This window comes from Halomonas meridiana (genome assembly GCF_009846525.1).
GTDB lineage: Bacteria > Pseudomonadota > Gammaproteobacteria > Pseudomonadales > Halomonadaceae > Vreelandella.
In genome coordinates, this window is record NZ_CP024621.1 from 1,124,873 (window position 1) to 1,144,323 (window position 19,451).

Annotated in this window: 17 protein-coding genes and 1 pseudogene; 9 read left to right on the top strand and 9 right to left on the bottom strand. The window is 61.4% G+C overall.

The window, feature by feature from the left end; all coding sequences use genetic code 11:
* Positions 1 to 22: 22 nt before the first annotated feature.
* From CTT34_RS05530 to CTT34_RS05550, 5 genes are all read left to right on the top strand, one after another.
* Positions 23 to 1,426 (top strand): ATP-binding protein, encoded by a 1,404-nt coding sequence (locus CTT34_RS05530; protein WP_254436481.1) that lies wholly within the window; start codon positions 23 to 25, stop codon positions 1,424 to 1,426.
* Between the two features lie 155 nt (positions 1,427 to 1,581).
* A complete protein-coding gene (locus tag CTT34_RS05535; protein ID WP_159341549.1) occupies positions 1,582 to 2,862 on the top strand; it encodes an ABC transporter substrate-binding protein in 1,281 nt (426 codons plus the stop codon).
* Positions 2,863 to 2,963: 101 nt separating this feature from the next.
* The gene (locus CTT34_RS05540; protein ID WP_159341550.1) at positions 2,964 to 3,878 is read left to right on the top strand and encodes a carbohydrate ABC transporter permease; all 915 of its coding nucleotides are present in this window, start codon (positions 2,964 to 2,966) and stop codon (positions 3,876 to 3,878) included.
* Positions 3,871 to 4,749 carry a carbohydrate ABC transporter permease gene (locus tag CTT34_RS05545; protein ID WP_159341551.1) on the top strand — a complete coding sequence of 293 codons (879 nt, stop codon included), beginning with the start codon at positions 3,871 to 3,873 and terminating at the stop codon, positions 4,747 to 4,749. The genes CTT34_RS05540 and CTT34_RS05545 overlap by 8 nt, the downstream gene beginning before the upstream one ends.
* Positions 4,750 to 4,925: 176 nt before the next feature.
* Positions 4,926 to 6,047, top strand: a complete 1,122-nt coding sequence (locus CTT34_RS05550; RefSeq protein ID WP_159341552.1) for an ABC transporter ATP-binding protein — start codon at positions 4,926 to 4,928, stop codon at positions 6,045 to 6,047.
* Positions 6,048 to 6,069: 22 nt separating this feature from the next.
* Here the strand turns inward: CTT34_RS05550 and CTT34_RS05555 are convergent, their stop codons facing one another.
* The 4 genes and pseudogenes from CTT34_RS05555 to CTT34_RS05570 all read right to left on the bottom strand — a co-directional run bounded on the left by CTT34_RS05555 (position 6,070) and on the right by CTT34_RS05570 (position 9,660).
* Positions 6,070 to 7,107, bottom strand: coding sequence for a YcjF family protein (locus CTT34_RS05555; protein WP_159341553.1), 1,038 nt, complete (start codon positions 7,105 to 7,107; stop codon positions 6,070 to 6,072).
* Positions 7,104 to 8,492: a YcjX family GTP-binding protein gene (locus CTT34_RS05560; RefSeq protein WP_159341554.1), complete on the bottom strand. Its 1,389-nt coding sequence runs from the start codon at positions 8,490 to 8,492 to the stop codon at positions 7,104 to 7,106. Before CTT34_RS05560 ends, CTT34_RS05555 begins: the two co-directional genes overlap by 4 nt.
* Before the next feature lie 49 nt (positions 8,493 to 8,541).
* Complete coding sequence (locus CTT34_RS05565; RefSeq protein ID WP_058576924.1) at positions 8,542 to 8,733, bottom strand: hypothetical protein; 192 nt, start codon at positions 8,731 to 8,733, stop codon at positions 8,542 to 8,544.
* Between the two features lie 58 nt (positions 8,734 to 8,791).
* Positions 8,792 to 9,660 (bottom strand): annotated as a pseudogene (locus tag CTT34_RS05570) (D-hexose-6-phosphate mutarotase).
* A gap of 129 nt (positions 9,661 to 9,789) precedes the next feature.
* Here CTT34_RS05570 and CTT34_RS05575 point away from each other — a divergent pair.
* From CTT34_RS05575 to CTT34_RS05590, 4 genes are all read left to right on the top strand, one after another.
* Positions 9,790 to 10,032 (top strand): GlsB/YeaQ/YmgE family stress response membrane protein, encoded by a 243-nt coding sequence (locus CTT34_RS05575; protein ID WP_139525453.1) that lies wholly within the window; start codon positions 9,790 to 9,792, stop codon positions 10,030 to 10,032.
* Positions 10,033 to 10,215: 183 nt separating this feature from the next.
* The gene (locus tag CTT34_RS05580) at positions 10,216 to 12,681 is read left to right on the top strand and encodes a DUF1266 domain-containing protein (protein ID WP_159341555.1); all 2,466 of its coding nucleotides are present in this window, start codon (positions 10,216 to 10,218) and stop codon (positions 12,679 to 12,681) included.
* A 106-nt stretch (positions 12,682 to 12,787) separates the two neighbouring features.
* Complete coding sequence (locus CTT34_RS05585; RefSeq protein WP_159341556.1) at positions 12,788 to 13,423, top strand: NlpC/P60 family protein; 636 nt, start codon at positions 12,788 to 12,790, stop codon at positions 13,421 to 13,423.
* A 37-nt stretch (positions 13,424 to 13,460) separates the two neighbouring features.
* Positions 13,461 to 14,642, top strand: a complete 1,182-nt coding sequence (locus tag CTT34_RS05590; protein WP_159341557.1) for an MFS transporter — start codon at positions 13,461 to 13,463, stop codon at positions 14,640 to 14,642.
* Here the strand turns inward: CTT34_RS05590 and CTT34_RS05595 are convergent.
* From CTT34_RS05595 to CTT34_RS05615, 5 genes are read right to left on the bottom strand one after another with little or no spacing between them, the layout of a single operon-like run.
* On the bottom strand, positions 14,616 to 15,242 hold the full coding sequence (locus tag CTT34_RS05595; protein WP_159341558.1) for an ABC transporter ATP-binding protein: 627 nt from the start codon (positions 15,240 to 15,242) through the stop codon (positions 14,616 to 14,618). The genes CTT34_RS05590 and CTT34_RS05595 overlap by 27 nt on opposite strands.
* Positions 15,235 to 16,056: an ATP-binding cassette domain-containing protein gene (locus tag CTT34_RS05600; RefSeq protein WP_159341559.1), complete on the bottom strand. Its 822-nt coding sequence runs from the start codon at positions 16,054 to 16,056 to the stop codon at positions 15,235 to 15,237. The genes CTT34_RS05595 and CTT34_RS05600 overlap by 8 nt, the downstream gene beginning before the upstream one ends.
* Positions 16,057 to 16,079: 23 nt before the next feature.
* Positions 16,080 to 16,883 (bottom strand): ABC transporter permease, encoded by an 804-nt coding sequence (locus CTT34_RS05605; protein WP_159341560.1) that lies wholly within the window; start codon positions 16,881 to 16,883, stop codon positions 16,080 to 16,082.
* Positions 16,876 to 17,862, bottom strand: coding sequence for an ABC transporter permease (locus CTT34_RS05610; protein WP_159341561.1), 987 nt, complete (start codon positions 17,860 to 17,862; stop codon positions 16,876 to 16,878). The genes CTT34_RS05605 and CTT34_RS05610 overlap by 8 nt, the downstream gene beginning before the upstream one ends.
* Positions 17,853 to 19,436: an ABC transporter substrate-binding protein gene (locus CTT34_RS05615; RefSeq protein ID WP_159341562.1), complete on the bottom strand. Its 1,584-nt coding sequence runs from the start codon at positions 19,434 to 19,436 to the stop codon at positions 17,853 to 17,855. The genes CTT34_RS05610 and CTT34_RS05615 overlap by 10 nt, the downstream gene beginning before the upstream one ends.
* Positions 19,437 to 19,451 lie beyond the last annotated feature (15 nt).

Below are 19,451 nucleotides of genomic sequence, written 5' to 3' on the forward strand. Positions count from 1 at the left end.
GCGCGGGCGCTTCGTCATTATTATGATTGCCGGGGTGCTGGCCGCCCAGGTGGCGAGCTATACCATTTGGACCTCTCAGGTGCGCGCCAGCCAGCTCGAACAGCTCGATGAGCTCTCCAGCAACATGGCGTTTAGCATCGCCTCCACCATGAAATTCTTCCGTTCGCTGCCGGTGGACTATCGGCATATCGTGCTCGACCAGCTGCGCAGCATGGGCGGCACGCGCTTTTTTGTCAGCGTGAACGAGCGGCGTATTCCCGTGGCGGATATCGGCAGCGGCCTGGAAAAAGAGGTGGTGGTGAGCAACGTGCGCACCATTCTGACCCAGCAGCTCTCGATTGACGATGTGGTGGTGGAGTTCTCCCGCCCGGAAACCCTGCGGGTCTTCAATAATGAAGTGCTGCTTTACGACCTGCCGCCCCGCTGGGGCCAGCACAGCCTGTTAATGGAGCCCCTTTCGCCGCCCATTCTGGTGGTGCAGCTGGAGCTTGCTCCGGATACTTGGCTCTATGTCGCCACGCTGCTGGGCGTGCCGGATATTTTCAGCGGCTACCGATGGCTCTCAGAAGAGCGACTGCTAGCGGGCATCGTCGTGCTGCTCACCGTGCTGGCGCTGTCGCTATTGGGCATCACCAGCGTGACGCGGCCGCTGGCAAGGCTCTCCCGGGCGGCACGTCAGCTCGGCGATGACCTGGACAGCCCGCCGCTGAGAGAGAGTGGCCCCAAGGAGGTAGCGGCCACCGCCGTAGCGTTTAACCGCATGCAGCGGCGTATTCGCGAGCAGGTGGAGGAGCGCGAGCGGCTCTTCTCTGCAATCTCCCACGACTTAAAAACGCCGATTACCCGCATGCGCTTACGGGCTGAAATGCTGGATGACCCGATTCAGCGTGAGCGCTTCTGCGCCTCGCTGGATGAGCTATCCGAGCTGGTCAAAGGCGCGCTCGCCTCGGTCAAGGGGTTAGATCTGCATGAAGAGCCGCAGCCAACGGATCTCAACGCGCTAACGACCGAGCTGGCCGAGGCGCTGCGCTTGCAGGGGGGCGAAGTGCAGGTGGCAGGGCAAGTGGCGCCACTAACGGTCAAACCGCTGGCGATGAAGCGCTGCCTGGCGAACCTATTAGAGAATGCGGTGTTTTACGGCCAGCGGGCGAGGGTAACGCTAGAAGAGCAGGCGGGCGTGGTGCGCCTACATATTCACGACAGTGGCCCTGGCATCCCTAAGGATCAGCTTGGCCGCGTGTTTTCACCCTTTGTACGCCTGGAGGTGTCCAGAAGCCGCCACACCGGTGGAAGCGGCCTGGGGCTAGGCATTGCCCGGCATATCGCCCGTGCCCATGGGGGCGATATTACCCTTGCTAATCACCCCGCAGGCGGCTTGTTGGCCACGCTAACGCTGCCTCGCCAATCAAGTGTTACAGACTTGTAATACTATGCAGGACTCGGTAACTCCCGTTATGCGGCTCGCTGTCGTACTCTGCTAAAAGCCGTTTTACACCGCGTGTGTCACGGCATTACAACAGCGATAGCCGCCAAGCCTTTCAGGGCTGGTGTTCGCGATAACAACAATAGCAGGAGCTACCCATGCTGATTAAGCAGTTGCCCACGTTTAAAAAATCCGCCCTCGCACTGGCCTTAGCGGCAGGCACCGCCATGGCCGCAGGCACTACCCAAGCAAGCGATGTCGAAGTACTCCACTGGTGGACATCCGGTGGTGAAGCCCGCGCGGCCAACGTCCTCAAAGAGCTACTCGAAGCCGAAGGTTACGGCTGGCAGGACTTTGCGGTGGCCGGTGGTGGCGGTGAAACAGCGATGACGGTGCTTAAATCCCGCGCCATGTCAGGTAACCCACCCTCCGCCGCGCAAATTAAAGGCCCGGAAATTCAGGAGTGGGGCGAGCTTGGCCTGCTGGGTGACTTAAATGAAGTGGCGGATGCCGAAGGCTGGAACGACCTGTTACCAGAGATTGTGGCCGATATTATGCGTTACGACGGCCAGTACGTAGCCGTGCCTGCGAACGTACACCGGGTTAACTGGCTGTGGGCCAACCCGGACGTGCTGGAAGCCGCTGGCGTAGAAATGCCCACCACCCTAGACGAGCTGTTTGCCGCCGGGGAAGCCATTCGTGAAGCGGGTTTTGTGCCGCTAGCCCACGGTGGCCAGTCCTGGCAGGACGCCACCGTGTTTGAAAGCGTGGTGCTGGGTAGCCAAGGCACTGAGTTCTATCAGCAGGCGCTGGTGGAGCTAGACCCGGAAGCCCTGGGCGGCGAACAGATGGTCGCCGCGCTGGAAGACTTCAAACGCCTGCGCGAGCTGATGGACGAAGGCATGCCGGGCCGTGATTGGAACATTGCCACCGCGATGGTGATTGAAGGCGTAGCGGGCTTCCAGTTGATGGGTGATTGGGCGAAGGGTGAGTTCACTGCTGCGGGCCTTACCGCCGGTGAGGACTACCTGTGCGCCGCCGCGCCGGGCACCGAAGACGCCTTTACCTTCAATATCGACAGCCTGGCGATGTTCCGCGTCACCGATGATGCCGAGCGCGAAGCTCAGCACACGCTGGCGCGCTTGGTGTTAGAGCCCACCTTCCAGGAAGCCTTCAACCTTGCCAAAGGCTCTATTCCCGCGCGTCCTGACCTGGATATGAGCGAGTTCGACAGCTGTGCCCAGCAGTCGCTGGCGGACTTCCAACGCACCGCCGATGAAGGTGGCTTAGTGCCCAGCATGGCCCACGGTATGGCCGTTCGCGCCGACGTTCAGGGGGCTATTTTTGACGTCGTCACTAACTACTTCAACGACGCCGATATGCCCGCCGAAGAAGCCGCCCAACGTATGGTTAGTGCCGCTGAAGCCGCTTCGTTTTAAACGCGGCGCCATTCCGGCAACAGCGCGGAATAAGCGCTGAACGTACGTAACCAGCGCCGCCGCAACGGCGGCGCTAGCGGTTGATTGGCGAGGAATTTCCCATGAGCGAAACCACAACGCGCACCGCGTTGCGGCCAACGGTATCCGGTCGGCTGCAAGCCTGGCTGCCACGGCTAGTGCTGGCACCCTCGGTGGCGGTGTCTCTGTTTTTTGTTTACGGCTTTATGCTGTGGACCTTTGTTTTATCTCTCACCAGCTCACGCATGTTGCCAAGCTACGACTTCGTCGGGTTTGGCCAGTATGCGCGGCTGATGGCCAACGAGCGTTGGTGGGTCGCCTCCACTAACCTGATGATCTTTGGCGCGCTGTTTATCATTATCTGCCTCGTGCTGGGTGCGCTGCTGGCGATGCTGTTGGATCAAAAGATTCGTCAGGAGGGCGCGCTGCGCACGGTGTATCTCTACCCCATGGCACTGTCGTTCATCGTCACGGGGGTCGTGTGGAAGTGGCTGCTGAATCCGCAGCTAGGCATTCAGGCCATGGTGCGCAGCTGGGGCTTCGAGTCGTTCGAGTTCGACTGGATCGTTGATCCGGATATGGCGGTGTATACCCTGGTGATCGCCGCCGTCTGGCAGGCCTCTGGCTTCGTGATGGCGCTGTTTTTAGCCGGGCTGCGCGGTATTGACGACAGCATCGTCAAAGCTGCACAGCTCGATGGCGCAAGCCTACCGCGCATTTACTGGCGGGTGGTCATGCCCTGCCTCCGCCCGGTGGTGTTCAGCGCGGTGATGATTCTGGCCCATATTGCGATCAAGAGTTTTGACTTGGTAGTGGCCCTCACCGGCGGCGGGCCGGGTTACGCAACGGACTTACCCGCCACCTTTATGTACACCCACGCCTTTAACCGCGCGCAAATCGGCCTGGGCTCTGCCAGTGCCATGCTGATGCTCGGCGGTGTGCTGGCCATCCTGATTCCTTACCTCTACTCCGAACTAAGGAGCCGCAAACATGGCTAATGTGATTCGTCGCCAAACGCCTGCGGCCAAGTTGTGGCGGGGCGTGCTGTACGCGGTACTGATCATCGCCGCGCTGTTCTACGTTCTGCCGCTGGTGGTCATGTTGATGACTTCCATCAAACCGCTGAGCGAAATCAGCGCCGGTACGCTGCTGTCGTTACCGCAAAACCCAACGCTGGCCCCCTGGACAAAAGCCTGGGGCGAAGCCTGCACCGGCATGCGCTGCGAAGGCGTGGGCGGTTATTTCTGGAACTCCTTTGCTATCGTCATTCCTGCGGTGCTGATCTCCACCGCCGTAGGAGCGCTGAACGGCTACGCCCTGACCAAATGGCGCTTCAAAGGCTCCGAGCTGGTCTTCGCGCTGATGCTGTTTGGCTGCTTTATCCCGTTTCAGGTGGTGCTGCTGCCCATGGCACAAACCCTGGGCTGGCTGGGGCTTTCCAGCTCGCGGGCGGGGCTGATCCTGGTGCACGTGGTGTTTGGTATCGCCTTTACCACGCTGTTCTTCCGCAACTTCTACGTGGGCATTCCCAACGAGCTGGTGTCGGCGGCCAAGCTGGACGGTGCCGGATTCTTCCGTATTTTCTGGCGCATCCTGCTGCCGGTGTCCGCCCCTATCATCGTGGTCTCGGTGATTTGGCAGTTCACCCAAATCTGGAACGACTTCCTATTCGGCGTGGCGTTCTCGGCACACGACACCCAGCCGGTGACCGTGGCGCTCAATAATCTGGTGAACACCTCCACCGGCGTGCGCGAATACAACGTCGATATGGCCGCCGCCATGATTGCCGCACTGCCCACCCTGGTGGTGTACGTGCTGGCGGGTAAATACTTCGTGCGTGGGCTAACGGCAGGCTCCGTAAAGGGCTAATAACAACTAGGTGCATGGCAGTCCCAGGTAGAGGTCAGCATCTCCCCGTAGCGGGGGTCTTTCGCCAGGACGGCGAAAGTAGCGCCCAGGGAAGGGTTTACAGCGCCCCCGCCAAGGGGTGATCTGACCGGTGCCAATGCGTGTCTTGCCAGCTCCCTTAGAACAGGATTTTGATAATGGCAGCGTTAGAGATTCACAACGTACGCAAAGAGTTTGGCAGCGAGCGGGTGCTGAAAGATGTCAGCATCTCCATCGATTCCGGCGAGTTTTTGATTCTGGTGGGGCCATCCGGCTGTGGTAAATCCACGCTGATGAACGCCATCGCAGGCCTTGAACCGGTCACCAGCGGCAATATCTATATCGACGGCGAAGACGTCACCTGGCGCACCCCCGCCGAGCGCGATATTGCCATGGTGTTCCAGTCTTACGCCCTGTACCCCAGCATGACCGTACGCCAAAACATCAGCTTCGGCCTAGAGATGCGCAAAGTGCCCAAGGCCGAGCGGGAAGCCGCCGTGGAGCGGGTGGCCGATCTGCTGCAGATTTCCCACCTGTTAGAACGCAAGCCCGCCCAGCTCTCCGGCGGCCAGCGCCAGCGGGTGGCCATGGGCCGCGCCTTAGCGCGGGAGCCTAAGGTCTACCTGTTCGACGAGCCGCTCTCAAACCTGGACGCCAAGCTGCGCGTGGATATGCGCACCGAGATTAAAAAGCTCCACCAACGTTTAGGCACCACCATCGTCTACGTTACCCACGACCAAGTAGAGGCCATGACCCTAGCGGACTGCATCGCGGTGATGCGTGATGGCCATATTCTGCAGTTAGGCAGCCCTGATGAGGTCTATAACAACCCGGTGGATATGTTCGTAGCGGGTTTTATGGGTTCACCGTCGATGAACTTCATCCGCGCTACGCTGGAAGCCGACGGCGATGGCTATGCACTGCGCATTGCCACCCCCGATGAAGCCGACCTGCTGCTGCCGTGGCCAGCGGCCCGCCATACGGCAGGGCTAGTGGAGCAGCTCGACAAGCCGGTGATTCTCGGCCTGCGGCCTGAACATTTCAGCGAAGAGGATGTGCGGCTCAGCGAGCAGGCCGAAGGCACGCTGCTGGAAGCCAAGGTGAGCGTGGTGGAGCCGACCGGTGCCGATATTCTGCTGCGCCTGCCGTTAGGGGAGCAGGAGATTACCGCGCGGGTCGGGCCGAAGTGTGAGGTGTCGCCCGGTGAGCGCTTGGCGCTGAGGGTCGATATGTCCCGGGCGGTGCTGTTCGATGCTGAAACCGAGCAGCGGCTGGCTTGAGCCGCTGGGTGAGCGAGCGGTATTAATCGCTGTTGCGTGCGGCGGGGGCGGGCTCTTTATCAAGCCGCTTGATCTGCCGCCAGAGGTCCTGGCGAAGGTCTGCCAATTTGGGCTGCTCTTCGGGTGTAAACGCTACCGGGCGGCACAGCCGCTGCGCGCGCAGGCCCAGGCGGGCGCTCAGCAGCCCCGTCGCTAAGCCCTGGCCGGCTCTTGCTGAAAGGCGGCCTGCCAAATCCAGCGAGAGCATGTCCATGCTGGCATCGGTAGCCAGTTCACTGGCGCCTGCAAACGCCATGTTGTGCAGCACGTGGCGAAATAGCCGCAGGCGGCTGGCGTAGCCAAGTTCCAGGCCGTACAGGCGGCTCAACCGATCCACCATGGCAAGGCTGCGCCACGCCACCAGCGCCATATCCACCAGAGTTAGCGGGGAAACTGCCACCATGATGGCGGTTTCCCCCGACATGCGCGTAATCAATCGCTGAGCTTCCCGGTCACGGGGGGCTAGCAGGTGGTAGCGCAGCAGGGTTTGAATCTCTTCACCGCTATGGTGCGGCTGGCACGCTCGCTGAAAGGCCAGCCAGTGCGGGTCGTCGTTGCTCAGTGCAAGCTGCTGTTTTAATTGAACGGCCATCGCCTGGGCCTGCTGGCTGGAGCGCTGGGGAAGCTCGGCTAGGTTGGCCCGTAGCTGATCGTGCCGCTTTAAGCGCCGCAAACGGCCCAGCTCCTTGAGAAGCGATATGCCGCCCAAGCCAATCAGGCTAATCCCAAACAGCTGCCACGCCATCGCCATCCAATGGGACTGGGACAGCGCGTCAGGAATGCCGGTTGCAAGCTCTACCGTGCCGAGTGTGGCACCGCCTGCCAAGGTGAACATCAGCCCCCAGCGACGCTTGCGGGGCGCGCCAAGGGTCTCTTCCGGCAACGCTTTGAGTTCGGCTTGGGTCGCCAGCGGCTGGTGCGATTCAGTCGCTGCAAAGCGTTCGTGCTGGCGCAGGGTTTCCTGGGTAGGTTCGGGCGGCGCTTCGGTGTGGAAGTCGCGGCGGGGCTGAGGGTTGCTCATGTCAGTTTGTCTCCAATCAGCCAGTCAATCGCGGCGTCCATACGAATGTGGGGCAGTGCCTCGCTATCGGCGGGCATCGGGCGGAAGCTGGGGAAATCAAACCCTTGCTGCTGCCAAAAATCGGCTTTGGGCAGGCGGCTGGGCACATCGCCGGGGTACACCAGCACGTCTTCGCCTTCTAGCGTGGTGCCTTTCAGCGCTGGCGTTCGCTTGCCATCATGCAGCACTTCGCGGGCCTCGGTGGCGCGAATGGCCGCCAGCGACAGCGCTTTCACCGGGATATCGGCAAAGCGTAAGTCTTTCAATGGCTCCGCCAGCAGCGCTTCTAACAGCTGCACCACGTGGGTGTGTTGGTCGGGCGTCACGTGGTCCGCTTTGGTGGCGGCAATGGCGAGGCGGTCAATTTTGGGAGCGAACAGGCGGGTCAACAGGCTGCGCTTGCCGTAATCAAAGCTCTTCATCAGCTGTTGCAGCGCGCGGGAAAGATCCTCAAAGCGCTCCGGCCCGGCGTTGAGCGCGCCCAGCACGTCCACCAGTACAATCTGGCGGTCAAAGCGGCGGAAGTGGTCGCGGTAGAAGGGGCGAACTACCTGCTGCTGATAGTAGCGAAAACGCGCCGCCAGGGTGGCGTAGAGGCTCGATTCGGGCAGGGCGTCGAGGGTTTCTTTGGGCGTATCTAATCCGGGCAGCGGGAAGAATTGCAGCACCGGTGCGCCATCCAGCTCGCCGGGCAGCAAAAAACGCCCCGGCTGCAGGTCAGAGAAGCCCGCCTGCTTGGCGCGACGCAGGCCCAATGCGTAGGCCTCGGCCAGCGTGGCGAGCTGCGCTTCATCGGCTTCTGCGGTGGGGTCTAGCTGCTCTGCCTCGGCCAGCCATTCGCTAAACAGTGCCCGGCGGTGTGGGCCTTCGTGCTGAGCTTGGCTCTGGCTCCAGCTGTAGAAGTCGTGCTGCAGTAGCGGCAAATCCAGCAGCCATTCGCCGGGGTAGTCGAACAGATCCAGCGTCAGGTGAGCGATATCCGGCGTAAACCAGCCCTGTTGGGCAGGGCGGTAGCGCAGCTGTAAACGCAGCTCGCTAATGCCGCGGGTGGGCTCGGGCCAGCGCGGCGGTACGTCTCTCAGCGAGGCCATGCCGGGGTCATAGGGGAAACGTGGCACGCCTAAGTCCGGCTGATTTAAACGCTGCGCGCCTAGCAGGCGGCCTTCACGGGCAACCGGTAGCAGGTCTAACTGTGCTTCTACGCCCGCATGGCGTAGTTGGTTCACCAGCGAGGTTAAAAACGCCGTTTTACCCGCTTGCGAAAGGCCCGTTACCGCCAGCCGCAGCTGCCGGTCTCGGCTTCGCTCTAACATGTTGCTCAATTCGCGGCTTAACGGCTGGCGCATCCTGTCGCTTCCTTCATCGGGTGGGGCATCTTGGCAAGGTAGTCGAGCGTTAACGCTGCCACATCAAGACAAGCTGGGAGAGCATGGGCAGGGTCGCAATGATAAAACCGACGACCGCGAGGCTATAGCCGGGCCAGCGGCGCTGCATTTTTTGTGCAAGCGTTAAGCCAACCAAGCACACCACCATACCGATCAGGTTAAAGGCAAGCGTGGCTGCTTCCAGCCATTGCTGTGGATCCATCGTCGCTCCTTGGGGGTATCAATGGCTTGATCATAGCAAAGCCTCAATGAACCGATCATTAACCGCGGCTTATTGTCGTCCCTAGCAGGTGCTGTGCCCCGGGTACCAACCAAACGGGGTCAAGGCGCGTATTGGCGGCCTCGACGCACAAAAAGTGTTTGGCGGCGTCGGCGGGCGTGTCGCTGGGCAGGCCGCTATCCGGGTGCCAGACCACCGTGGAGTCGCTGGACTGCTTGCCGATGCGCAGTGTGCGCTGACCGTCGTTGAGCAGCACCGCTTCATTGGTGTGATAAATACGGTCGACGGGGCCACGAATCGCCAGCGTGCCCTGTTGCTCAGATTCCGCAAAGTCACGCAGCTTATCCAAATAGCGCGCACCCGCGAGGCCCTCTAAGCGGCATTGATGCGTCTCATTAACGGCCAGGTAGGTATGCAGTGCGCCGCTGGTTTTGATCGGGGCATCACCAATGTTTTCGCTGATGATCTCAACGTTTAGCCGCTGGGCGTTGGCTTGAATGACCACACGGGCGGTGAGCTGGCTATGTAAGCGCTCTTCCGGTGACAGGTGCACTTCGATGCCTTCGGCGTGGTCGTCAACGGCGTCCAGACGCCACATGGCGTGGCGGGCAAGCCCATGGAAGGGGCCGTTACGCTCAGGGCTCTCATCGGCGTAGCGCTCGTCGGCAAACCAGGGCCAGCAGAGCGGGATGCCGCCACGGATCGCGCCCGGCAGCGCCTGCGGCGTTGGCGTCACCCACAGCCAGCCGGTGTCGTCTGCTGGCTGGAAGTGCAGCACTTGAGCGCCCTGTAGGCTGATCGCCATTTCCCCCAGGCCATGTTGAAGAGCGCGACGTCACGGCCTTCCCAATGGGCCCGTTGATGGCCATCAACGTGGCTAAGTAGCTGTTTAAGGGAGTCGGGAATCATAAGGGAATCCTTGTGGGCAAAGGCAACAAATGGGCAGAACAGTAGCGCCGTGTGCTATGGTAGGACAAGCATAGGTGGAAGAATAGTTTGAAGGTAAAACCCCAAGCTGAGTGAAACCAAGGAGGTAGTATGGGCTTTATTGCGTGGTTAATCATTGGTGGTTTAGCTGGCTGGATCGCTGGCAACATCATGCGTGGCGGCGGTTTTGGCGTACTCGGTAACATCGGTGTGGGGGTGGTCGGCGCCCTCGTAGGTGGCTTCCTGTTTAGTCTGCTGGGGCTGCAGGCGGGCGGCTTCATCGGTTCGCTGGTGACGGCGACCGTGGGGGCGGTGGTCTTGTTATGGGTGATCAGTAAAGTCAAAAGCGCTTAGCGCTTCTCCCCCTAAGTGGTACCCGCTGCCCGGCCTTTGTGCCGGGCAGCGCTGTTTTGTGCGGCTGCTATCGGTCTTGGCAATAGTTTCCGTTACACTATGCGTCTTTGGGCAGCCTTATCAGGCTGCTTTATTTTGTACGGTTTTCATTGATCGCTTTCTGCTTCTTGTTCGAGGTGTCTTTTGGTCGACGCACTAAATACCTGGTGGGCCCAACAGCTGGTGCTGTGTGACTGGGCTTTTACACCGCACCCACTGGCGGTGGATGCGGTAGCGGCTGAACAGCGCTTGCTGCAGCTGGGTATTGCCGATCGTGGCGCGTTGGCGGATCAGCTGTTTTTTTCACTGGGCGCACCGTCAGGCAGTGCCGATCAGCTGCTGGGTGCGCTGGAGTGGGCCGCTCTGGCGGGCGCGGCGGGCTGGTTGAGCCAAGCGCAGGCGACGAACTGGGCACACCATCTCATACGACGCATCACGTCGGACTACAGCGATCAGCGAGCGTGGCTGTCGGATCTACGTCGCGCGCTGGGGGCCAAAGGTTGGGAAACCGGTGCCGACGACCGCTTCATCGACGCTTGCCAAGCGCTGTCCAACCTGGAGAGCGAGGGGGAGGGGGTGACCTGGCAGTCGCTGGATGCCGCGCTTGCCCAGCGCGACGCTCCCACATCGCTATGGCCGCAGCCCGCCGAAGCGCAGCCTTGGCGGCTAGGTGCTCTGTTTCGCCCCCTGGTGTGCTATCCGGCCAGCGCTGCCGACTGGCCCGACGCCACTCAGTGGTTGGAGCGTATCTGGCAGATTTACGACCGTGAGCAGCTACTGGAAGTGATGCTCTGGCTAAGCGCTCAAGGTGAACGTCAGCGCTGGGATATCGAAGCCCGCGAGCTTCTGACCATGGATCACGCGCAGCGTCAAGAGTGGCAGCGGGGGGCAGTAAACGATGCTCCCTACGCACCGGTGCTCACGACGTTCGTCAATCAGGGCGAGCCGTTGGAGTGGGCCGCCTGGGACTGGCTGCGGCTAGTGGAGCTCGCCTGGGCCGGTGCCTGCTGTGGCTGGCTAAGCCAGGCGGAAGCGGACGACCTAGCGGCCCATGCGGCTGATCTCGTGGGGCGCCGTTACCACGACTGGCACGCAGTGCTGAAAGCCTACCTGCGCGGGCAAAGCCTCTTCGAGGGCGTCGATCGGCGGGGGATGACACCCAGCGCCCGCCACAAGCTGTTAATGCACGCTGCCCATAGTCCCTGGAAGCACTCGCTGGCTGCACTTTTGGACGAGCCGACGCGGCAAGCCTCGCGTACGCGTATCAAGGCCTGGCGCAACACGGCTCACCATTGGCTGCTCGCCCTGGCTGGCGTACGCGAGCCGGATGTCATGCTGCGTCAACTCAATCCCTCGGCCCCGATAGCCGAGCAGCGCCGCGCGGATGCCGCTGTTTACCTTCAGGATTCGCTTGGCCTGCATGCGGATGAAGGTCACCAGGTGCTGGCGCGCTACTGGCTTCCTGCTCAGGCGCACCACCTCAACCAGCTCGCGGCAGATGCTGTGCATGGCGTACTGCCTCCATCGCAAACGCGCTTTGGCCAGCCCACGCCTGATGAGCTAAAACAGCGTAACGCGGTGAAAGGAGTCAGTCGTCACGCCGCCACGATTCACATGGCCGAGAAGTTTGCGTTCTACCTGCACATGGCGCTCGACAGCGGCCTGTTCGAGCGCGAACCGCTCATGCAGCACGCCAGCGCTCTGCGAAGCTGCCTGTGCCGTTTTTATGCCACGCCCAAGCGCCTGCTAGAGGCCTGGTTTGCCTGGGAGAGCTGCCTGCCCGAGCCCGAGCATGACTCGTTGATCAATGAAATCGCGTGGCATCTGGAAGACCCAGGCAGCCTGTTCCATTGGTTGGATTGGCGCCCCGATGCTTGGTGCGAGCCGGGTGAGCGGCCAACGTTGACTCACTTCACGGCGATGTCGCTGGTAGGGCCGCTGAACAGCGCGGTGTGGAGCGAGCCGCAGTTGGAAAGTCCGCGCGAGTGCGCCGACATTCGCGAATGGGTCGAGAGCCACTACCACCTGACCAGTGCCGACGACATGCAGGAATTTTTGACCTTCATGTTGGAAGCTGGGGACCGTCAGGAATATCAGATCAACTACGCGCCCTATACGCTGAACCCGGAGCGGTTGGCGGCGGAAATCGCCATATTGGAGTCCGGCGACTGCGGCGAAGAGGAGCGTCACCACTTGCTGCGTCTGCGCCGAGTGAGCACCAACGAAGATGGTTGTAATGACGTTGACATGGCCGCCTGGGATATTGCCCAACTCGTGGATCTTGCCATTGCGGCACGGCAGCTAGGTTGGCTCGACAAGCCAGCGTTTGCGAACGTGCTCGACCGCGCCTACCAGTTGGCGGCAGACCACTACGCTGGTTGGCAGGAGTATGCGGCAGGCATGTACGCCGGCTTCTCGTTTTTCATGGGCGAAACGCCTGAGCGAGAGAGTTTCTTGGCCGGGTTTCGTCAAGCGCTGGTGGCGTGGCTGTGCGGTGCGCCGGTGCTTGCCGGCCCCTGGGCGAGCCTGGATTTTCCCGGCAACAAGCCGCGCCATTTCGCGCCGCTGCATATCGATACGTTGCCCGGGGATCAGCGAATCTTACATTAGACTCGCCAAGCATAGGATAACTGGCTTATAGTCCAGAGTTTGTAAAAAATGAGTTTTCTCATGCTTGGGTCTTTTCCATTTTTCATTCTGTCACGAGGTTAATCGCATGGTTGCGTCGCCACACCCCGCTGTGACCGCTGTCCGTGTTGTGAGTGTTTGTGTCGTCGTTGCTTTGTTAGCTGGCTGTGCAGGCTCCGCCTCGCGCCAGGGCATGGAAGCCCCCGAGGATTATTTCTCGATGTCGCTTCCGGGCATGGAGGGAGCCGATCCTAAAATGTCGCCCGTTGACCCGATTGATGCGCATCTTCGCAGTTTGCAGACGCCACCACCAACAGTGGTGCGCCAAGCGCTGTTAGAGCAGCACCAGCGGTGGGCGGGAACGCCTTATCGCATTGGTGGCACCACCGAACGTGGTATCGACTGCTCGGCCCTGGTCAGAAACGTGTTCCGCGATACCTTTGATGTTGAGCTACCCCGTTCTACCTACGATCAAGTGCATGAGGGACGCCCGATCGACCGCCAAGAGCTGCAGGCGGGCGATCTGGTCTTCTTCCGCCCACCCGGACGCTACAACCATGTGGGCATTTACGTCGGAAATGGCTATTTCCTCCATGCGTCCACGTCGAAAGGCGTGATTATTTCCAGCTTGGACAATAGCTATTGGCGGCGCTATTACTGGCAGTCGCGTCGTGCCTTGGAGCCGACCAACCTTGCCCAGCTAAGCAGTCGCTTCCTGCCGTAAATGCGCGCTGGCGGCGTCGGTTACTGTTGGAAAGGACATGATTGAAGCAAAAACGCGCGCCTGGTGGCGCGCGACGGCGGCTCTATGTTTAGGGTCGTTCCTGGTATTCATCAATCTGTACGTGCCACAACCGTTGTTGCCGGGCCTCAAAGAGACCTACGGGGTGTCGACACTGGGCGTCAGTTTGCTGATGTCGGTGTCGACCCTTTCGTTGGCCCTGGCACTGCTGGTGTTTGGACCGCTCTCCGATGCGATTGGCCGTGAAGGCATCATGCGCATCACCCTTCTTTTGGCCGGCGGGCTGTCGCTTGCCCTAGCCTTTGCACCGACCTTCGAAAGTTTACTGGTACTGCGTTTGCTGCAGGGTTTCGTGCTTGGCGGCTTGCCCGCCGTGGCGATTGCCTGGATGGGCGACGAGTTCGATAAAACCGCCTTGCTGAGCGCCGTGGGGCTCTACATCGGCGCCAACTCACTAGGCGGGATCAGCGGGCGTATCGTGGGCGGTGGGGCAGCGGCGATCGGTGGGCCGACGGCGGCGTTTCTCGCGGTAGGGGCCATGACGGTCGTCGGCTGTGTGCTCTTTTGGCGGTTGCTACCCAATAGCCAAGCCTTCGTGCCTAAACGCTTTCACCTGCGCGATGCAGTGACGGATCTGTTGGGGCATCTGCGTTCCCCCGTGCTGCTCGCTGCCTATTGTTTGGGCGGTATCAACTTCCTGATTTTTATCAATCAATATAGCTACATCACCTTTCGATTGGCGGAGGCGCCGTATCAACTGGCGGCGAGCGGCCTGGGACTGATCTTTCTCACCTACCTAGGCGGTACCTTTGGCTCGACAGTGTCAGGCAAGTTGGCAGGGCGCTTTTCCCCCGCCAGCTGCATGAGTGCGGGCATCGTGATTCTCATGCTAGGCACCGCCATTACTCTGGCGGACTCGCTGGCGCTCATCATTCTCGGTTTGACCATTAACGCTTTCGGCTTTTTCATGGCCCACTCGTTGGCGTCTAGCTGGGTGGGGCGCTATGCCCGAGGGGCGCGAGGCAGCGCCTCGGCGCTCTATTTGGTGTTTTACTACCTGGGGGCGAGCATTGGCGGTTTCTGGCTAGAGCCGTTCTGGCGTTGGTCGCAGTGGCAGGGGGTGGCCATCGGCTCATGGCTGCTGCTGAGCGTTACTCTGTTGATCTGTCTGGGGTTATGGCGCTTCGAGCGTCGTGCCTAATCGGCCGTGGGCCAAGTGGTAGCGCCGGTGGCATAGCCGGTCGAGCAGCGCTGCATCATGACTGATGACGATGATGCCAAGGGCATGGCGCTTGGCGTATCCGTCGAGTGCTTGCCAGAGCGTTAGCTGGGAGATGGGATCCAGCATGGTGGATATTTCATCGGCCACCACGTAACGCACGCCAGGGGCGAGGGCGCGCAGCACGCACACGCGCTGTAGCTGCCCGCCCGAGAGAGCATTGGGAAAGCGTGTCAGCCATTCGGGCTCGATGCCAAATGCCGCCATCAGGTCACTGGGCGGCGTCCAGGCTTCTTTGAGGATTTGACCGACCCGCCAGCGCGGATTGACCGCCAGCTCCGGCGATTGCGGCAGCCACTGCACCGGGCGTAGCCCACGTCTGGGCAGCGGCGAGCCATCTACCCACACGCTGCCTTGATGGGGCGTGAGCTGGCCTGCCAACAGCTTGCCCAGCGTCGATTTCCCTGCGCCTGAGTCGCCGCTGAGTCCGAGCCACTCTCCAGGGGCCAGGTGTAGCGAGACCTTCTCCAGTAGCGGCTGGCGTGGCGAAAAGTGAAACGATAGCTGATGGGCGTCAAGCAAGCGTTGGCTCCATGGGCTGAGGTGGGGAGGCGTATGTGGTGAACGCGTTATCCGGTAGCGCCTGCCAGAGTGCCCGAGCATAGTCATTCGTCAGCTGTTCGCCCTGGCCTTGGAAAGCCTGCGCAGGTGCGGTTTCCAGCGCTTGGCCTTGGCGCATAACGGTGACCTTATCAGCCACGGTGAGCGCATGGCGCAGGTCGTGGGTAATTAGCAGCACCGTTTTGTCTTCTCGCGCCAACGCCTTGAGCGCTGCCAGCACACGATCGCGCTGGATGGGGTCCAGACCCACGCTGGGTTCATCGGCAATCACCAAGCGTGCGCTGCCCGCCTGGGCCATGGCGATGAGCACTCGGCGCGCCATGCCGCCTGATAGCTCGTGGGGGTAGTGAGTCGCCGCGTGGTCGAGCTGGTAGCGGCGCAGTAGCCCATCGGCGCGCTGCTGAGCGTCAGGGCGACTGAGCCCTGCTCGTTGGGCCGCCCAGCGCACCTGATGCTGGCTGCGGGCGAGCGGGTCAAGCGCGTTCAACGACTGAGGAATGAGCGCCAACTGATGGCCTCGCAGCCGTTTCTGGCGGGTCGGTGTCAGTTTCTCCCCCTGGAAGAACACGTCGCCGGTGACCCGTGCCGGTTGGGGCAGAAGCCCTAAAATGGCGTAGGCCAATAGGCTTTTCCCTGCCCCGGAGGCCCCCACGACAGCATGCACGTCGCCCGTTTGTAAGTGGAGTGACAGTGAGTCAATGCAGGAGGTCCACTCTCGCCGCCACCAGCGTGGGTAGTGAGGCAGCTGCACGGTCAGACGGTCGATGGTCAACATGGCAAACTCCTTGGTCACAATCGCTAGCGCGCTAGCACTTCGCGCAGCATCGAGGCGAAGCGTCCAATCGCCAACACCATGAGCAGTAACCCCAGCCCTGGAAATACCCCCAGCCACCAGTAGCCGCCGGTCAGGTAGCGCATCGCGTCTGCGAGTAAAACGCCGATGGCGGGTTGCGTCGGGTCGAGGCCGACGCCTAAAAAGGTCAGGGCGGCCTCGTGCAAAATGGCGTGGGGAAAGAGGAGAAGCGCGCCCACGAGGCAGTGGGGTAGCACATGAGGCAGCAAATGACGGCTGATGATGAACCCTTGACCTTTACCCAGCCCCCGGGAGATGGCCACGTAGGGTGCATGGTGAACGTGGCGTAGCTCGGCTCTGAGTACGCGGGCAAGGCTCGGCCAGTGGGTCAGCGCCACGGCGATGATGACCGCCTCCGTGCCGCCGCCCAGCGCAAAGGCAATCAGTAGCAGTAGCAGCAGGTGTGGCACGCTCAATAGCGTATCGATCAGCAGGCTCACTAACGCATCCAGCAGGGGGGACAGCATGGCAAGACTGGCGAGACTCAACGCAACCAGCGTGCCCAGCAAGGCAGCGCTCAACCCTACCTGAAAACTCAAGGCAAGCCCCGCCAGGGTTCGCGCCCAAACCTCACGCCCGAGGGCATCGGTGCCTAGCCAGTGCTCGGGGCTGGGTGGCAGCAGTCGCGCCGCGAACTGCATCCGTGTCGGGCTATCCCCGAGCCAAGCGGTGCTGCCAAGTAGCAGTAGGGCGAGCAGGGCCAGTAAAGCGGCATAGCCTGCCGCGATCAAACGCGGCTTGCTACTCATTGGTATGGCTCCGCCGAGTCCGCGGGTCGGTCAATCGAGAGAGCCCATCGGCCGCCAGATTCCCTACGCTGACGAAGAGGGCGGTGAAAAGCGATATGGCGAGCAGCAGCGGCACGTCGCTGCGTAATCCTGCCGCGACGGTGGCTTGCCCAAGACCTGGGTAAGCAAAGACATGTTCGACCAAGAGCGAACCGCCAAACAGTTCGCCCAGTGAAGCAAACGCCAGAGTAATCGCGGGAAGGCTGGCGTGGCGCAGGCCGTGGCGCCAGGCGATATCGACACGGCTAGCGCCTTGGGCAAAGGCGTGAAGGGCAGTGTCTGAACGCATGAACGCCACCATCTTGGCGCGCGTGTGAAGAGTGAGGGTCGCGACACCTAATAGTGCCAGCGTAAGGGTAGGCAGCAGCAAGTGATGAAGGCGTGTGAGTAGCGTGACCTCTTGACTCAGCACGCCGGTTGGCCCTGCGCAGCAGGTAGGCGTCCACCCCAGCGTGACCGAAAAAAGCAGCAGTGCCAGCATGGCAAGCCAAAACGTGGGTGTCGACGCGGTGAGGTAGGCGTAGCCGCTAATCAGACGATCCAGCCAGGAGCCCTCGTTGCTCCCAGCCGCGATGCCGAGCAAGATGCCCAACGCAAGAGAGAGCAGCCAAGCGCCACCCAGCAGGAGAAACGAGCGATGAACGCGTTGGCCGATGACATCGCTGACCGGCTGATGGTAGATATGACTCCAGCCCAGCTCACCGCTAAGCAACTGCTGCAGCCAGTGGCGAAACTGCACGGCTGGTGAGGCGTCAAACCCCCAGCGCTCGGCAATCAGCGCCCGCTGTTCTGGGCTGACCTGAGCCATTTGTGGGCCCAGGTAGGCATCCACCGGGTCGATGGGGGAAAGCATCATCAACCCAAACGACACTGCGGCCACGCACAGCAGAACGAGCATCAGCCGCAGAAGGCGGTGTGCGAGCCATACCGCTAATCGCACGTCCAGCGCCACTCGAGCAGATTGGCGGTCACCGGCCAGCCGTGGCCGTGCGGGGCAACGCCCAGGTCGCCAAGGTCCAGGCAGCGGTTGGTGGCGTACACGTGAGCGAGATTGACCATCCACGCCCAGCTCGTGTCGCCCTGTACGCCATAGCCCGTAGTGCCGTCCCACTGGGCCGCTTGCCAGTGCCGGTAGGCGTCTTCGGCGCTAGCCGCCGCTTGGGCTGCCTCCAGGTGTTGGTCGACCGTCTCATTAGCGTAGTAGCCACTGTTATAGAAGCCGACCCCGGCGTGAGCACTGTGAAAGAGGTAGTACACCTCCTGAGGGCTTTGGCTGCCAAAACCAAACACGATGGCATCTTGATGGAGGGCTTCCCGTTGAATTTCGTCCCAGTGGCGGCCGGTGGGCTGCATCTCGATGCCGAGCGGCCGCACCATCTCGGCACTCACCTGAGCGAGCTGTTGGCGGGTGGTGTCGCTGCTGGGATAGGTAAGACGAAAGCGGGCCGGTTGGCCGTTTTTATAACGTAGCCCGTCGTCCTGTTTGCGCTTCCAACCCGCCTCGTCCAGTAGGGCGTTCGCGCGGGCTAGGTTAGGGGTGGCGAGTTGCTCATCCCCATGACTCCAGGGTAGGCCATCAGCAGGGCCAAACGCAGGTCGCCCAAAGCCGTTCAGCGCTACGTCCACAAGCGTTTCCCGATCGAGTGCGAGATTGATCGCTTGGCGAATGGCGAGGTCGGACGTGACGTCATTCCCCATCGGGGCGCCGTTGGTGGCGTGCTGGCCCTCGTCTGGTTGCATGGGAAACAGAATGCCTCGGTTATCGACACTCTCCATGATGACCCGCCGCATCGGATCGGGAATGTTCTCAGCCAGAGCCGGGGGGATGGCGGCCAGGTCGACCTGACCCGCGTGGGCGGCGCTGAGCGTCGCAGCTTCATCGGTGAAGAGGAACACTAGCCGCTCGAAGATCGGCGCAGGGCCGTAAAAATAGGGGTTGCGCTCTACGATCAGTTGCTCACCCTCCTGCCACTCGACTAACCGGTAAGGGCCCGATCCCAGCGGCTGTCTGCCGTACCCGTCGTCATAGCCATTGTCTCGCTCGGCGTGGGGAACGATTCCCAGCGTCATCAACTGGTCGATAAACGTAATGCGCGGTGCCTTGAGAGTCAGTTCGACGGTATTGCCATCTACGGCCCGGGCGCTCGCTAAGGCGCTGAGATCGGCTCTGCCGCCTGCTTTGGCGGCGGCACTAAACGTGAAGGCAACGTCCTCTGCGGTTAGCGGCGTGTTATCGGAAAACCGGGCATCCGTGCGTAGCGTGAGCCGCCAGGTCAAATGATCGTCCGACAGCGACCATGTCGCGGCGAGTCCTGGCTGGGGCGTTAAATCCGGCCCTCGGTTGAGCAGGGTGGATTGAAAGAGCGGGTTACCGTACTGGCCCCAGCCGAGCAGTGGGTCGAACCCCTGCTCCGGTTCGCCGCCTATGGCGAGCACTAACTGGTCTTTGGCCCACGCTGGCGTGCTTAGTGCTACGCATGTGGCCGCCAGAGCCAGTATGATAGTGCGACGCATGAGTCACCTTTTAGG

What these genes read in the sequence shown, in the direction of transcription:
- CTT34_RS05590 (WP_159341557.1), top strand. Translation starts at nt 13,461, where the DNA reads ATGATTGAAGCAAAAACGCGCGCCTGGTGGCGCGCGACGGCGGCTCTA.
- CTT34_RS05555 (WP_159341553.1), bottom strand. Translation starts at nt 7,107, where the DNA reads ATGAGCAACCCTCAGCCCCGCCGCGACTTCCACACCGAAGCGCCGCCC.
- CTT34_RS05540 (WP_159341550.1), top strand. Translation starts at nt 2,964, where the DNA reads ATGAGCGAAACCACAACGCGCACCGCGTTGCGGCCAACGGTATCCGGT.
- CTT34_RS05615 (WP_159341562.1), bottom strand. Translation starts at nt 19,436, where the DNA reads ATGCGTCGCACTATCATACTGGCTCTGGCGGCCACATGCGTAGCACTA.
- CTT34_RS05575 (WP_139525453.1), top strand. Translation starts at nt 9,790, where the DNA reads ATGGGCTTTATTGCGTGGTTAATCATTGGTGGTTTAGCTGGCTGGATC.
- CTT34_RS05560 (WP_159341554.1), bottom strand. Translation starts at nt 8,492, where the DNA reads ATGCGCCAGCCGTTAAGCCGCGAATTGAGCAACATGTTAGAGCGAAGC.
- CTT34_RS05530 (WP_254436481.1), top strand. Translation starts at nt 23, where the DNA reads ATGATTGCCGGGGTGCTGGCCGCCCAGGTGGCGAGCTATACCATTTGG.
- CTT34_RS05535 (WP_159341549.1), top strand. Translation starts at nt 1,582, where the DNA reads ATGCTGATTAAGCAGTTGCCCACGTTTAAAAAATCCGCCCTCGCACTG.
- CTT34_RS05585 (WP_159341556.1), top strand. Translation starts at nt 12,788, where the DNA reads ATGGTTGCGTCGCCACACCCCGCTGTGACCGCTGTCCGTGTTGTGAGT.
- CTT34_RS05605 (WP_159341560.1), bottom strand. Translation starts at nt 16,883, where the DNA reads ATGAGTAGCAAGCCGCGTTTGATCGCGGCAGGCTATGCCGCTTTACTG.
- CTT34_RS05545 (WP_159341551.1), top strand. Translation starts at nt 3,871, where the DNA reads ATGGCTAATGTGATTCGTCGCCAAACGCCTGCGGCCAAGTTGTGGCGG.
- CTT34_RS05550 (WP_159341552.1), top strand. Translation starts at nt 4,926, where the DNA reads ATGGCAGCGTTAGAGATTCACAACGTACGCAAAGAGTTTGGCAGCGAG.
- CTT34_RS05600 (WP_159341559.1), bottom strand. Translation starts at nt 16,056, where the DNA reads ATGTTGACCATCGACCGTCTGACCGTGCAGCTGCCTCACTACCCACGC.
- CTT34_RS05565 (WP_058576924.1), bottom strand. Translation starts at nt 8,733, where the DNA reads ATGGATCCACAGCAATGGCTGGAAGCAGCCACGCTTGCCTTTAACCTG.